Annotated in this window: 15 protein-coding genes; 6 read left to right on the forward strand and 9 right to left on the reverse strand. The window is 63.5% G+C overall.

The window, feature by feature from the left end; all coding sequences use genetic code 11:
• From ACESL8_RS07665 to aroC, 3 genes are all read left to right on the forward strand, one after another.
• A partial coding sequence (locus ACESL8_RS07665) for a YihY/virulence factor BrkB family protein (RefSeq protein WP_372917490.1) occupies positions 1–713 on the forward strand: 713 nt, incomplete at its 5' end.
• 30 nt (positions 714–743) lie between these two features.
• Positions 744–1,535, forward strand: coding sequence for an enoyl-ACP reductase FabI (gene fabI, locus ACESL8_RS07670; protein ID WP_372917516.1), 792 nt, complete (start codon positions 744–746; stop codon positions 1,533–1,535).
• Complete coding sequence (gene aroC / locus ACESL8_RS07675) at positions 1,532–2,617, forward strand: chorismate synthase (RefSeq protein WP_372917492.1); 1,086 nt, start codon at positions 1,532–1,534, stop codon at positions 2,615–2,617. The genes fabI and aroC overlap by 4 nt, the downstream gene beginning before the upstream one ends.
• 13 nt (positions 2,618–2,630) lie before the next feature.
• Here the strand turns inward: aroC and ACESL8_RS07680 are convergent, their stop codons facing one another.
• Together ACESL8_RS07680 and ACESL8_RS07685 are read right to left on the reverse strand one after the other, a co-directional pair.
• Positions 2,631–2,993 carry a tRNA-binding protein gene (locus tag ACESL8_RS07680; RefSeq protein ID WP_372917518.1) on the reverse strand — a complete coding sequence of 121 codons (363 nt, stop codon included), beginning with the start codon at positions 2,991–2,993 and terminating at the stop codon, positions 2,631–2,633.
• Between the two features lie 8 nt (positions 2,994–3,001).
• Positions 3,002–3,394 carry a GFA family protein gene (locus ACESL8_RS07685; RefSeq protein WP_372917494.1) on the reverse strand — a complete coding sequence of 131 codons (393 nt, stop codon included), beginning with the start codon at positions 3,392–3,394 and terminating at the stop codon, positions 3,002–3,004.
• 61 nt (positions 3,395–3,455) lie between these two features.
• Between ACESL8_RS07685 and ACESL8_RS07690 the strand changes: the two genes are divergently transcribed.
• Entirely contained in the window at positions 3,456–5,522 is a 2,067-nt protein-coding gene (locus ACESL8_RS07690) for a beta-glucosidase (RefSeq protein WP_372917496.1), read from the forward strand.
• A 68-nt stretch (positions 5,523–5,590) separates the two neighbouring features.
• Here ACESL8_RS07690 and ACESL8_RS07695 read toward each other — a convergent pair whose 3' ends face one another.
• Genes ACESL8_RS07695 through ACESL8_RS07725 form a run of 7 tightly spaced genes read right to left on the reverse strand, consistent with a single transcriptional unit; the run spans position 5,591 to position 12,909 of the window.
• Positions 5,591–6,022 (reverse strand): DUF3035 domain-containing protein, encoded by a 432-nt coding sequence (locus ACESL8_RS07695; RefSeq protein ID WP_372917498.1) that lies wholly within the window; start codon positions 6,020–6,022, stop codon positions 5,591–5,593.
• A complete protein-coding gene (lspA, locus tag ACESL8_RS07700; RefSeq protein ID WP_372917500.1) occupies positions 6,015–6,518 on the reverse strand; it encodes a signal peptidase II in 504 nt (167 codons plus the stop codon). Before lspA ends, ACESL8_RS07695 begins: the two co-directional genes overlap by 8 nt.
• Positions 6,511–9,327: an isoleucine--tRNA ligase gene (ileS, locus tag ACESL8_RS07705; RefSeq protein WP_372917502.1), complete on the reverse strand. Its 2,817-nt coding sequence runs from the start codon at positions 9,325–9,327 to the stop codon at positions 6,511–6,513. The genes lspA and ileS overlap by 8 nt, the downstream gene beginning before the upstream one ends.
• Positions 9,328–9,361: 34 nt before the next feature.
• Complete coding sequence (locus tag ACESL8_RS07710; protein WP_372917504.1) at positions 9,362–10,291, reverse strand: bifunctional riboflavin kinase/FAD synthetase; 930 nt, start codon at positions 10,289–10,291, stop codon at positions 9,362–9,364.
• Positions 10,292–10,300: 9 nt separating this feature from the next.
• A complete protein-coding gene (locus tag ACESL8_RS07715; RefSeq protein ID WP_372917506.1) occupies positions 10,301–11,464 on the reverse strand; it encodes a dipeptidase in 1,164 nt (387 codons plus the stop codon).
• Between the two features lie 24 nt (positions 11,465–11,488).
• Positions 11,489–11,989, reverse strand: a complete 501-nt coding sequence (locus ACESL8_RS07720) for a dihydrofolate reductase (RefSeq protein ID WP_372917508.1) — start codon at positions 11,987–11,989, stop codon at positions 11,489–11,491.
• Positions 11,986–12,909, reverse strand: coding sequence for a thymidylate synthase (locus tag ACESL8_RS07725; RefSeq protein WP_372917510.1), 924 nt, complete (start codon positions 12,907–12,909; stop codon positions 11,986–11,988). Before ACESL8_RS07725 ends, ACESL8_RS07720 begins: the two co-directional genes overlap by 4 nt.
• Before the next feature lie 200 nt (positions 12,910–13,109).
• On the opposite strand from ACESL8_RS07725, the gene ACESL8_RS07730 reads away from it, so the two are divergent.
• Both ACESL8_RS07730 and ACESL8_RS07735 read left to right on the forward strand, forming a co-directional pair.
• Complete coding sequence (locus ACESL8_RS07730; protein WP_372917512.1) at positions 13,110–13,703, forward strand: acyl-homoserine-lactone synthase; 594 nt, start codon at positions 13,110–13,112, stop codon at positions 13,701–13,703.
• A 123-nt stretch (positions 13,704–13,826) separates the two neighbouring features.
• Positions 13,827–14,398 (forward strand): glycosyltransferase (locus ACESL8_RS07735; protein WP_372917514.1); only part of this gene is annotated, 572 nt, incomplete at its 3' end.

Consider the following 14,398-nt stretch of genomic DNA (forward strand, 5'->3'; position numbering starts at 1 on the left):
CCATTGCTGGCCAGCTGGGCCGCACCAGCGACGGGCTGGCGGCGCTGAACAGCTTTTTTGCGGCGCTGCCGCCGGGTGTCACCGCCATCGTCGCGCCGGCAGTGCGCGATGTGCTGGCGGCGCCGGCCACTGGCGGGGTGATCACGTTTGGTTTGATTGTGGCCTTGTGGACAACATCGGGCGTGCTCATCACGCTGCGCTCCATCGTGGAACAGGCCTATGGCTCGCCATCGGAATTGCCGTTCTGGCGCTGGCGGCTGGTCGGCATCGCCGAAGTGCTTGGGCTGGTGATCATCCTGCTGCTCACGTTTGCAGCGCAGGTGGTGGTGACGGGGGCGGAAACCTTCGTCTATCGCCTGATGCCAAGGGCCGCCGAAGTATTCCCGGCGCTGGGCCTGCAACGTATCGTGCCGGCCGTGATGCTGTTTGCGGCGTTGTGGGCGCTGTTCACACTTCTGTGCCCGCGCCCGTTTCGCGCCGCGCCAACCTGGCCTGGCGCGCTGCTTACCGCGGCGGCGTGGACGGCGACTACCCTGCTGTTGCCGCGCGCACTGTCGCTGCTTGGCGATTATGCCCTTACCTATGGCAGCCTGGCCGGCGTGATCATTGCGCTTCTGTATTTCTACATCGTTGGGCTGGGGCTGGTGCTGGGCGCGCAATTGAACGCCGCTGTTGGCCGGGTCGGGCTGGAAATTGCTGCAATTGCCCGGTAGGGCGCGTCCAAGGAGAATTTAATGGGAATTATGCAGGGCAAACGGGGCCTGATCATGGGCTTGGCCAACGACAAGAGCCTGGCCTGGGGCATCGCCAAGGCGCTCGCCGAACAGGGCGCCGAAATGGCTTTTTCCTATCAGGGCCCAATGATGGAAAAGCGCGTGCGCCCGCTGGCCGAGGAATTGGGCGTGGCGCGGTTGTTCGAATGCGATGTTGCGTCGGCCCAAAGCATGGATGCATGCTTTGCCGGGCTGGCTGCGGAATGGCCCACCATCGATTTTGTCGTTCACGCCATCGGCTTCTCCGACAAGAACGAACTGCGCGGCCGCTATGCCGATACCAGCCTTGATAACTTCCTGATGACGATGAACGTCTCGGTTTACAGCTTCACTGCGGTGGCGCAGCGTGCGGCGGCGATGATGCCCGACGGCGGCGCGATGGTTACGCTGTCATATTATGGCGCCGAAAAGGTTATACCGCATTACAATGTCATGGGCGTGGCCAAGGCGGCGCTGGAAACCAGCGTCAAATATCTGGCGATGGATCTTGGCCCGCAAAATATCCGCGTCAACGCCATCTCCGCCGGCCCGATCAAGACGCTCGCCGCCAGCGGCATCGGCGATTTCCGATACATTCTGAAATGGAACGAGCTGAACGCGCCGCTGCGCCGCAACGTCACCATCGATGATGTCGGCGGCGCCGGCGTGTATCTGCTGTCTTCCCTCGCCAGCGGCGTCACCGGCGAAATCCACCATGTCGATGCCGGCTACAACGTCATCGGCATGAAGGCCGAAGATGCGCCGGATATCGGACTGGTATGAGCCTCAACACATTCGGTCACCTGTTGCGCTTCACCACCTGGGGCGAAAGCCACGGGCCGGCGATCGGCGCGGTAGTCGATGGTTGCCCTCCGGGGCTGGCGCTGGCCGAAAACGATATTCAGCCTTTCCTCGACAAGCGCCGGCCCGGCCAATCGAAGTTCACCACGCAGCGGCAGGAACCGGATGAAGTGCGTATCCTGTCGGGCGTGTTCGAAGGCCGCACCACCGGCACGCCGATCAGCCTGATGATCCAGAATGTCGATCAGCGCTCCAAGGATTACAGCGAGGTTGCCGCCGCCTACCGCCCTGGCCATGCCGATTATGCCTATGACGCCAAATATGGCCTGCGCGATCCGCGCGGCGGCGGGCGATCATCAGCGCGCGAAACGGCCAGCCGCGTGGCAGCGGGCGCAGTGGCGCGGCTGATCATTCCAGGTGTTGAGATCACCGCCTATCTGGTTGAAATTGGGGGAATCGCGATTGATCGCACCCGGTTTGACCTCGCCCAAATCGCCCAAAATCCGTTCTGGTGCCCCGATGCGGTGACGGCTGAAGTGTGGGCTAAAGCGCTCGACGCCGCGCGCAAATCCGGTTCTTCACTCGGCGCTATCGTCGAATGCGTTGCCACCGGCGTTCCCGCTGGCTGGGGTAGCCCGCTTTACCACAAGCTGGATGCGCAGCTCGCCGGCGCCGCCATGAGCATCAATGCCGTCAAAGCCGTCGAAATTGGTGATGGTTTTGCCGCCGCGCGCCTGCGCGGTGAAGAAAACGCTGACCGCATGCGGCCCAATAGAGGGGGGGGCGGTGCGGACGGTCCCGAGTTCCTTTCCAACCACGCCGGCGGCATCGCGGGCGGTATCTCCACCGGGCAACCCATCGTGGTGCGCATGGCGCTGAAACCTACCAGTTCGATCCTGACGCCGGTGGAAACCATCACGCGCGGCGGCCAGGCAACTGAAATCGTCACCAAGGGCCGCCACGATCCCTGCGTCGGCATCCGTGCCGCGCCGGTGCTCGAAGCGATGGCGGCGCTGGTGCTGGCCGATGCGATGTTGCTGCACCGGGGGCAGACCGGGCGCTAATCCAGACCGGCTGCTAAAACAGCCGCCCGCCGTTTGGCACTGGCTGGCCCGGGTGCAGAAGCACCACTTCGCCTTCCGCATCAGGCACGCCCAGCGTCAACACCTCCGACATGAATTTGCCGATCTGCCGCGGCGGAAAATTGACCACCGCCACTACTTGCCGTCCCACCAGATCTTCCAGTGTGTAATGCCGCGTGATCTGTGCGCTGGATTTGCGCTGGCCGACTACCGCGCCGAAATCGATGATCAACTTGAACGATGGCTTGCGCGCTTCCGGGAAGGGCAGGGCGTCCACGATAGTTCCCACCCGCACATCGGCTTTGAGCCAATCGTCAAATCCGATGGTTGGCGCCGGCAAGGCATCCGCATCATGCATCACATGGCTCACCCGCTGATCTCCCCCATCCGCTCGACGGTCGTCTTGCCCGGGCTGCGCCCGTCATAGGCCCGGATTCGCGGCTGCACATCCTCCACCCCATCCAGCGCCCGCCAGTTCACCGAAACAGCATCCGGATGCGACAGCGGTACGTAAAAACTCTTGATGCCGCAGGTTGCGCAAAACAGATGCTGCGCCCGGCCGCTGCCCCAGCGATAATCGGTCAGCACCTCGCGCCCGCGCTCCAGCACGAAATCCGCGCCCTCTGCAATCAAATGCAGATATCCGGTCTTGGTACAGATCGAACAATCGCAGTTCAGCAGTTCGGGCGGATCGGCAAACCGCACTCGGAACTGCACTTGGCCGCAGTGGCAGCCACCGGAAACTTCTTGCATCGCCATTGCCGCAGGTGACGCCAAAGCTGGCTGGGAATCAAGCGCAACTGCGGCTAGCACGGTTGGCATGACCAATCTGCCGCTGCTGCCCGAACCGGGCATTTCCGATGCCGACATCGCCGCGCGTGTTGATAATGTGCTTGCTGCCGCCACACTGGCTGAAAAAGTCGCGATGATGTCGGGGCAGGGGTTTTTCCGGCAGTACAAGGCCGATGGCAAAGTGTGGGGCGCGTCGCCTTATCGTGCCGGCGCTGGCATTGATCGGCTGGACGTGCCGGCGTTTTGGTTCAGCGACGGCCCGCGCGGCGTGGCACGCGGCCAATCCACCTGCTTTCCGTGCACGATGGCGCGCGGCGCCAGTTTCGATGCCGATCTGGAACAGCGCATCGGTGAAGCCATGGCCATCGAGTTGCGGGCGCAAGGCTGCAACCTGTCCGGCGCGGTGTGCATCAACCTGCTGCGCCATCCGGCCTGGGGGCGGGCGCAGGAAACTTACGGCGAAGATCCGTTACATCTGGGCGCGATGGGCGCGGCGCTGTCCACCGGTTTGCAGGCCCATAACGTCTGCGCCACGGTCAAGCATTTCGCGCTCAACTCAATGGAAAACATGCGCTTTACCGTTGATGTCAGCATCGACGAGCGCAGCTTGCACGAGGTTTATCTGCCGCACTTCAAGGCCGTGATCGACGCCGGCTGCCGCAGCGTGATGAGCGCCTACAACAAGGTGAACGGCGAATATTGCGGCGAAAACCGCACGCTGCTCACCGATATCTTGCGCCACGAATGGGGCTTCACCGGTTTCGTGCACAGCGATTGGATCATGGGCGTCCACACCGTGTGGGGCGCCGCCGCCGGACTGGACGTGGAAAATCCGGAACCACGCGTGTGGGGCGAAAAATTGCGCGAAGCCGTAGAGAACGGCACGCTGGCGCCATCGGTCGTCGATACCGCCTGCCGCCGCATTCTCACCGCGCTCTACACGAACAGCAGCGCACAAGACCCGCTGCCCGCATATACGCCCGCCATGGTCGCCAGCCCGGCGCACGCGGCTCTGGCGCTGGAAGCGGCCGAGAAATCCGCCGTGCTCCTTAAGAACGACGGCGTGCTGCCCTTCCCGCCGGGCACGCGGCTGGCCGTGCTAGGGCGGCTGGCCGAGCTGGTGAACACTGGCGACAATGGCTCGTCGCGCGTGCGGGCACCGCATGTCGTCACTGCGCTGGAGGGCCTTTCTGCCGTGACCGAGGTGCTGAGCGGCGATGAAAGCGACCTGGCCGCGGCCTCGGCCGCCGCCCGGGCCGCGGATGCCGTGGTCGTGATCGCTGGTTACACAGCGCAGGAAGAAGGCGAGTTCATCCCCGGCGGCATGACATTAGGCCAGGAATTGGGCGGCGGAACGCGCGGCGACATCGGCGGCGACCGCGCCGATCTGAACCTGCCGGCGGATCAGATCGCGCTGATCAACGCCGCAGCCGCTGCGGGCAAACCGCTGGTTGTGGTGATCGTGGCCGGATCAGCCGTATTGGTGGAAGGCTGGCACGAACAGGCCGGCGCCATTTTCCAAAGCTTTTACGCCGGCCAGGCGGGCGGCACCGCGCTGGCCCGCCTGCTGTTCGGCCAGGTTTCGCCATCGGGCCGATTGCCATTTACCGTGGCGCGTGATGCCGGCGATTACCCGTGGTTCGATCGCACTGCGGCGGCCATCACCTATGATCTGTGGCATGGTTATGCGCTGCTTGATCGGAATGCCACGGTGCCGCGCTACGGTTTTGGCCACGGCCTGAGCTACACGCGCTTTGCGTTGCGGGCGCTGGGCTTGCGCCAGGAAAGGGACCGGTTGGCGATCAGTGTTGCCGTGACAAATGCTGGCACGGCGGCCGCTGAAACCCCGGTGCTGGCCTTCGTCACGCCGCCGGACAGCCCCGTTGAGCGGTGGCCGCGCAAACTGGCCGCGTTTGCCCGCGTGTCATTACAGCCCGGCGAAACCCGCATCGTGCACATGGCTGTCTTGTTGGACGATCTGCGCTGGCGCGGGCAGGGGCGATGGCATTTTCAGTCGGGCGATCATACCATTACCGTCACCACCGCTGCGGGCGATCCGCTAGCCACACGGCAGATCTGGCTTGAACATGACTGAACGAAACGTCGCGCGTGAAGCGGTTCGCCGCGGGCCAGCCCCTTCTTCGGGCGCCCCTTCACATTGGCTCAGCCGGGAACCTTGAGATCGGCGACCTTGCTGTCGCGCACGCCAACTGGTGCGGCCAGAATTTCCTGCAGGAACACGCCCTTGTTGACGGTGCTCGTGCGCGGATCGCCGGCCTGGCTGCGCACGGCGGGATCGTTACTGCCGCTGTTGGCGCCAGCACGGTCCAGCAACTGCTGTTCGGCGGCACTGCGCGGCGGCGGTTTCACGCCTGGGCCAAACAGCGCTTCCATCGCGGCGGCCTGCGAATCCACGCCCATGGCGCGCGGAGCACCGGGCTTGGGAGGCGCCAGCGCGAAATCGGGCGGCACCACCAACGGCGCGCCGCGGGAAATGGCCAGTTCATCGGGGCCGCGCCCCGAAAGGCGATTGTTCTTGCCGCCGCAAGCGGTGACTGCCAGCGCACAAACGGTAAGGATCAACAGGTTACGCATCTTTTGCATCCCTTGCATCTGGCGTTTGCTGTGGGCCGGGTTTGGCCAGCACGGCACGCGCCAGCAATAATATCACGCCCATTGTAATCGCGGCATCGGCAAGATTGAAGACCCAGAAGCTGTATTGCTCCCAGTAGAAATGCAGGAAATCGACGACATAGCCAAAGCGTATCCGATCAAGGATATTGCCGATGGCGCCGCCCAGCACCAGCCCCAGCGCCGCCACGTCCACGGGATTTTTTTCACGCCGTAGCCATAATGCCACCGCCAGTGCGATACCGGCCGTTACCGCTGTGAGCATCCAGCGCCCGACTTCGGAATCGGCCTGTAGCATTCCCATAGACACGCCGATGTTGCCCACAAACGTCAGGCGGAAAAAGGGCAGCACATCGATGCCGCCCAGTTCGGGTAGGCGTAGCACCTCCAAGACCCAATATTTGCTGATCTGATCGAGGATCAGCACAGTGAGCGCGAGGATGTAGCCGCGGTTACGCATGAACCACCGTCTCACAGCGCCCGCACAATTCAGTTTCCGGCGCCACGTCGGGCAGGTGCCGCCAGCAGCGCGCGCATTTGGCGTCGTCCACCTTGCCCACGGTCAGCGCGTCGCTGATGCCCTTCAACAGATCAACCCGCGCGACCAGCAGATATTCGGCCAGATCGAGTGCCTGCGCGGCGACGAAATAATCTTCGTCGGTGGTTTCAATCCGCACGAACGCCTCAAGAAAACTGCCGATCTCCTTGTTCCGCCGCATTTCTTCCAGTTGGAGGTAGGCACCCTCGCGCAGACCGCGGGCAAAAGCGATATTGTGGCCCAGCGCCTCGTCACGCCAGCCGGCATCGATTTCGGGCCATTCGAGCAGGTGCACGGAACCGGCTTCCGGGAAGCGCATCGCCCACACTTCTTCGGCAGTGAACACCATCACTGGCGCCAGCCAACGGGTAAGCGCGTGGAAACTGATATCCAGGACCGTGCGCCAGGCGCGGCGGGTGATGGCAGTGGGGGCATCGCAGTACAGGCTGTCCTTGCGCACATCCATCGCGAATGCCGAAAGATCGTTCTGGACGAACTCGGCGATCAGGCTGGTGTAGCGGTTAAAATCATAGGCGTTCGCCGCCGCCTTGAGCTCACCCGAAAGCTCCGCCAGCCGGTGCAGCACCCAGCGCTCCAAGGCCGGCATCTGGGAAACGGGCAAGCGTTCATCCTCGCTCCAGCTCTCAAGTGCGCCAATCAAATAACGGAAATTGTTGCGTAATTTACGGTACTGATCGGCCACACCCTTCAGGATCTCATCGCCGATGCGGTTATCCTCGGTGTAATCGACACTCAGCGCCCACAGCCGCAGGATATCGGCGCCATAGGTTTTCATGATGTCGAGCGGGTTGACTGTGTTGCCTTCGGATTTGGACATTTTCCGGCCTGCACCATCCATGGTGAAACCGTGGGTGAGGATGGCGTTGTACGGCGCCCGGCCGCGCGTGGCGCAGCTTTGCAGCAAGCTGGATTGGAACCAGCCGCGATGCTGGTCGCTGCCTTCCAGATACAGATCGGCCGGCCATTGCAGTTCCGGCCAGCGCCCGGATTCGAGCACGAAGGCGTGGGTGCAGCCGCTGTCGAACCACACATCGAGAATGTCGGTGATCTGCTCAAACTGGTCGGCGCGGTCGCCGAGCAGTTCGGCGGCGAACTCGGGTGTCCAGGCATCGACGCCCTTTTCGCGGACGGCTGCGATGATTCGATCATTGATCGCTTTATCAACGAGATAATCGCCGGTCTTGCGATCAACAAACAAGGTGATTGGCACGCCCCATGCGCGCTGGCGGCTGAGCACCCAATCTGGCCGCCCCTCCACCATCGCCCCGATGCGGTTGCGGCCCTTGTCCGGCGTGAACTGGGTGGCGGCGATGGCGGCGACGGCCTTCTGGCGCAGCGTGTGTTCACCCTTATCCATCGGCACGAACCATTGCGGCGTGCAGCGGAAGATCACCTTCTTCTTCGACCGCCACGAGTGCGGATAGCTGTGCTGGAACGGCCCGGCACTCAGCAGCGCTCCGGCGGCGCGCAGATCGTTGCAGATCGGCCCATCCGGCGCGTTGAGATTGGGGTTTATGACGTTCTTGCTCTCCCCGCCCAGCCACAGCCAATCGGCGCGGTAACGGCCATCACCCTCCACGGCAAACACCGGATTGATCCCGCGCGCCTTGCAGAGCGCGAAATCATCCTCACCATGGTCCGGCGCCATGTGGACAAGCCCGGTGCCTTGCTCGTCAGAAACGAAATCGCCGGCTAGCATCGGTCGTCTGGTTTCGAAAAATCCGCCTAGTTGATGCATCGGGTGGCGGACAAAAGCGCCTTCAAAGCAAGAGCCCGGAATTTGGTTAGCCACAATTGCTGCCAAGTCATTTCCGATCTCAGCAGCCCCATCGCGACTGGCTGTAGCAATGGAAAAACCCGAACGCTTTTCAAAGGCCTCTTTCAAACTCATTTCAATAAGCAAGCGCTTGCCGTCTGGTGTCTTGAAGGAAAGGTAGGTTAGGTTAGCCCCATAGGCGATGCCCTGGTTCACCGGGATGGTCCACGGCGTCGTCGTCCAGATGACGGCATACGCGCCCACCAGTTCCGGTGCATTTGGGGCTTCCATGATCTCGAACGCCACATCGATCTGTGTGCTCGTAATGTCGTGATATTCCACCTCGGCGTCAGCCAGCGCGGTCTTTTCCACCGGCGACCACATCACCGGCTTTGCGCCGCGATACAGCTGGCCGGACTCGGCAAACTTGAGCAGTTCGGAAACGATGGTCGCTTCCGCCTGGAAGTCCATGGTGAGATAGGGTTTTGCCCAATCTGCATTGATGCCCAGCCGCTGCAATTGCCCGGCCTGCACGTTCACCCAATGCTGGGCATAAGCCCGGCATTCGGCGCGGAATTCCGCGGCGGGCACTGCATCCTTGTTCAGCTTTTTCGCGCGGTAGGCTTCTTCGACCTTCCACTCGATTGGCAGACCGTGGCAATCCCAGCCGGGCACATAGGGCGCGTCCTTGCCCATCAGCGTTTGCGTGCGCACCACGGCATCCTTCAGGATATGGTTCAACGCATGGCCGATGTGCATGTCGCCGTTGGCATAGGGCGGGCCGTCGTGAAAGATGAACTTGGGCCGCCCGGCGCGCGCGGCGCGCAGCTGGGAATACAGGTCTGCCGCCTGCCATTTCGCCAGGATTTGCGGTTCCTTTTCCGGCAGCCCGGCTTTCATCGGAAAGTCGGTTTTCGGCAGGAAAACGGTAGAGCGGTAATCGGGCGCGGTCATAGGCAGTGGGCTTTAGGGGATGGGCGCGCGGCTGTCACCCACCCTTGAGTATGCGCCGCGCTGCGTTCGCATCTGCTGCGATCTGCGCTTTCAATGCCTCCAGCCCATTCAGCTTCATTTCGGGCCGCAGATAGGCCACCAATTCCACATCCAGCGTCTGGCCATAGAGATCGCCTGACCAGTCCATCAGCCAGGTTTCGAGCAATTCCAGCCGAGGCTCGATCATCGGCCGAATGCCGAGATTGGCGACCCCATCCACGCGCTCACCCGAAGGCAGCACCACCTGCACGGCATACACGCCGTAGGCCGGGCGCACATAATCGCCCAGCACCATGTTGGCGGTGGGAAAGCCCAAGGTGCGGCCCAGCTTGGCGCCGTGTTCCACCACCCCGCGGATGGAAAACGGCCGGGTGAGCAGATCGGCGGCCATCCCGGGCCGGCCATCGCGCAAAAAGCTGCGGATGCGGGTGGAACTGATGGTGCCCGCATCATCCTGCACGGCATTCACCACCCGCGCCGCAAAGCCGTTGTCCAGCCCAAGCCGCGACAGATCGGTCACGCTGCCGGAACGCCCGCGCCCGAAGGTGAAATCACCGCCGGTCACCACGCCGGCCACGCCCAGCCGCGTCACCAACCATTCGTCCACGAATTCCTCGGCTGTAAGCGCCGCGAGTGCGCGGGTGAACGGCATCACCACGGCGCTGTCCATGCCGAACGCGCTCAGCCATTCCCCGCGCTGGCTGATGGTGGAGAGTGAAAACGGCGGCAGATCGGGCTGGAACAGGCGGGCCGGGTGCGGATCGAAGCTGGCGACGAGCGCGGGCCGGCCCAGTTTGCGCGCCCAATCACGCGCGGCGCTCACCACGGCCTGGTGGCCGGCGTGAAAGCCATCGAAATTGCCCAGCGCCGCAATGCCGCCGCGCAAATGGGCAGGCAGGGCGTCGCCCCCGGTGATCAGGTCCATCCGCGGCGCTTAGCGGGGAGCCAGCCCGGCGGCAAGCAGCCGTGCCGCATTGCCGCCCATCACCTTGGCGATATCAGCCTCGTTCATGCCCGCCTGCATCAGCGCCTGCGTGACGGCATCCAGATGCGCGGTATCAAATCCTACCGTGGTGTCGCCGTCATAATCGCTGCCCAACCCGACGGAATCGATGCCCGCCACTTTCACAGCGTGCAGGATTGCCTTGGCCGCGGCATCGGGCGTTGGCTGGCAGATGGCGGCATCCCAATAACCGATGCCGATCACGCCGCCGTTGGCGGCCAGCGCGCGCAATTGGTCGTCGGTCAGGTTGCGCGGCGTGTCGCAGGTGCCTTTCACGCCGCCGTGGCTCACGACCACTGGGCGGGTGGCGATGCGCAGTACGTCGGCAAAGGCGGCGGCGCTGCTGTGCGCCACGTCGATGATCATGCCGCGCCGTTCGGCCTCCCTCACCACGGCGGCGCCCAGCGAGGTGAGCCCGCCCTTGTTTTCACCCGCCATCGATCCTGCCAGTTCGGTATCGAAGAAATGCGCCAGCCCCAGCATGCGGAAGCCGGCGGCGTGCAGCCGCGCCACACTGGCCAGTTTGCCTTCCAGATTCTGCCCGCCCTCGGTGGAGAGCAGCGCCCCCGTCACCTTCTTGCCCGCCGCCCGGTTGGCCAGCAGACGCGCCAAATCGGCGGGTGTCTTGATGATCAGCAGCCGGCCGCCGGCGCGGTCAGCCGCGTCATGCAGTTTTTGCGCGTGCCACAACGACCGTTCAAGCAAGCTGTTCCAAGAATGGACAGGCTGCGCCTGCGCGATCACCAGCGGGGTGATATTGTCGGTGTCGCTGCTGTTGCGTTCGTAATTCTGCCCGCGCGGCGTCTTGGTGACGCTGGAAAACACTTGCAGCGCGACGTTGCCGGCCTCCAGCCGCTTCAGATCGACATGGCCCTGGGTCGTTTCCGAAAGCAGGTCGCGCTTCCAGAGCAACGTGTCACTGTGCAGATCGATCACGGTGAGTTTCTTGTGCAGCGCCTGCGCAGGCGCGTTCACGGCCCAAGTCGCCCCCGTGTGGCGGTTCATGCCGCGCTCCACGATGCCGGGGGCGAAACCGAAAAACCCGATCGCGCTCACGCCGATCAACGCCGCTGTTACCCACACTATTTTCTTCACCGCGTATCCCCCGTTTCGCCCCGATTATCGCCGTTCCAGCGTGATGAAGGCGTGGCCCGGCCGCTCGCCACCGGGTTCATGCATCACCCGGGCTACTTCCTGCCAGCGCGCGGCATCGAATGGCGGCAGCACGGTGTCGCCCTCCGGCTCGGCGTCCACCTCGGTCAATTCCACCCGCGTCGCGATGGGCAGCGCCAGGGCATAAATCTCGGCGCCGCCGATGATCATGATGTGGCCGCGGATGCGCGGGTCCAGGCCCGCCGCGGCAATGGCTTCTGCCAGATTGGGCACCACGGTAACGCCTTCGGCCGTCCAGCCCGCTTGCCGGGTGAGCACGATATTGTGCCGGCCGGGCAGCGGCTTGCCGATGGATTCGAAGGTCTTGCGGCCCATCACGACGGGTTTGCCGACGGTGATCGCCTTGAAGCGCTTCAGATCGGCCGGCAGGCGCCATGGCAGGGCGCCATTGTTGCCGATCACGCCGTTCTTGGCGCGGGCGACGACGATGGTGATATCGAGACTCATACTGCCACCGGCGCCGCGATGTGCGGGTGCGGATCATACCCCTCGATGATGAAGTCCTCCAACTTGTAGCTGAACAGATCCTCCGGTTGCCGCGCGAAAGACAGGCGCGGGAAGGGGCGGGGGGTGCGGGAAAGCTGCTCGGTCACCAGATGTTCGTGATTGAGGTACAGGTGGCAGTCCGCCCCCATCCACGTGAGAATGCCCGGTTCCAACCCGCACTGCTGGGCCAGCATGCGGATCAGCAAGGCGGCTTCGAAGATGTTGAATGGGAAGCCCAATCCCAGATCGCAGCTGCGCTGATAAAGAATGCCCGACAACCGGCCATCTGCGACAAAATACTGGTATGTCATGTGGCAGGGCGGCAGCGCCATGCGGTGCAGTTCGGGCACGTTCCAGCCGGTGAAGATGTGGCGGCGGCTGGCGGGGTTGTGTTTCAACCCGTGGACCAGCTCGGTCATCTGATCGAACGGCGTATCGGCGCGGAAACTGCCGTCTTCATTGGCCACATAACGCGGCCAGCGCCGCCACTGCACGCCGTACACGGGCCCGAGATCGCCCCAGCACGCGGCGAAATCATCGTCGGCGATGATGCGCGCTTCGAAGTCGTCGCGATTGATCTGCTCGCCCGTTGCCCGGCGATAGGCATCCAGCGGCCAATCGGTCCAGATATGCACGCCCTGTTCCACTAGGCTGCGGATATTCGATTCGCCGTTCAGGAACCAGATCAGCTCCTTGATGGCCGATTTCCAGAATATGCGCTTGGTGGTGAGCAGCGGCACCGTGCCATCCGAAAGATCGAACTTCAGCGTCTCGCCGAACAGAGCCCGCGTACCGGTGCCGGTGCGGTCCTCGCGCGTTACGCCCTCGCGCCACACACGGTCCATCAGGGAAAGATACTGCAGTTCACCGCCATCAGTCATTGCCCCTTTTCAGGGATATGGCGCTCACCCGTCAACCACTGCCATGCACTTGGGAGGAAACGCCAGGGAGGCGGCAGATGTTTGGCACGTCCACGACCGGTACCAGCCCTGTTGTCCAGGCCATCCCTGGCCTGTGGCGCTACGGGAACGGAGAGGCAGCCGCTTTGTCCAGCCGCAGCCACGGCGCCTTGCGCTTTTCAATGCTGAAAGATCGCAAGATCGTGCTCATGGACAGGCTGGGCTGGGATCTGCAATCGCCGGACGGGCTGCACGAGATCGACGAATATGACGGCGACGACACGCTGTATCTGATTGTCCACCAGCCGGGCACTGGCCGTCACCTCGGATCGGTGCGACTGCTGCCCAGCACGGGCCCGCACCTGCTGGGTGACAAGTTTCCGCACTTGTGTGCAGAAGCCGTGCCGGAGGGGCACGATGTATGCGAGATCACCCGGCTGGTTACCGCTCCCGGCCTGTCACGCGCCGAAGCCTTGCAGGTGCGCCGCCAGATATCGATTGCGCTGTTCGAACATGCGCTGACCGCCGGCATCACCCGCTACACCATGGTCACGCACTTGCCGTGGCTGCCCAGCCTGCTTTCGATTGGCTGGGATGCCGAACCGCTGGGCCTTCCGCACGGCGAGGGCGTAAATGCCGTCGCCGCGTTGCAGATCCTGGTCAACGAAACCACCTTGCAGCGTCTGCGCGCCGCCTGGGCGCTACCCTTTATGGTGCTGCCCGAGCCGGTGCTGTCGCCGCCCGCCATCGGTGGGGAGAACAAACTGGCGTTTTGACCCTGCGCCAGCCTCTTCCACACCGAGAGTATCCCGGCCTGCAAACTCCACCTGCAATCGGCCCTCCCCGTCTGCAGATACTGGTGCAGGCCGGGGTACTCCAATTTTCATGATCCGTTTGCCATGAATCCAGTCGATCTGCTGGCCCTTTGGCACGTGGCGTTGGCCGAAATGCTGCTGTTGGCGGCGCTGCTGGTGGCAATCAATGGCCTTGATGACCTGGCCATCGACATATTGTGGCTGGCCATGCCCCGCGCCCGCCGCCAGCCTCGGATGTTGCCGATCACGGCACCGCCGGCCCGCTTTGCCATCCTGATCCCGGCCTGGGACGAATCCGCCGTTATCGGTGCCATGTTGCAGCGGCTGCTCGCTGCGCTGGAGTGGCCGGATTACGCGGTGTTCGTCGGGCTGTATCCTAATGATCCCGCGGGCCAGGCGGCGGCGGCGGTGGCTGATTCGCGCCTGCATGTTGTCATCGGCGCGGTTCCCGGCCCCACCACCAAGGCCGATTGCCTCAACAGCTTGTGGCGGGCCGCATTGGCCGAAGAGGCAGCAAGCGGCCGTCCATTTGATGCCATCGTGCTGCATGACGCCGAAGACGTGGTGCATGGCAGCGAACTGGCGGTGTTCGCGGCTTATCTGCCACACAATGCCATGGTGCAACTGCCGGTGCTGCCGTTGCCCGATGCCAGCAG

It is taken from the genome of Sandarakinorhabdus sp. (genome assembly GCF_041689835.1).
GTDB lineage: Bacteria > Pseudomonadota > Alphaproteobacteria > Sphingomonadales > Sphingomonadaceae > Sandarakinorhabdus.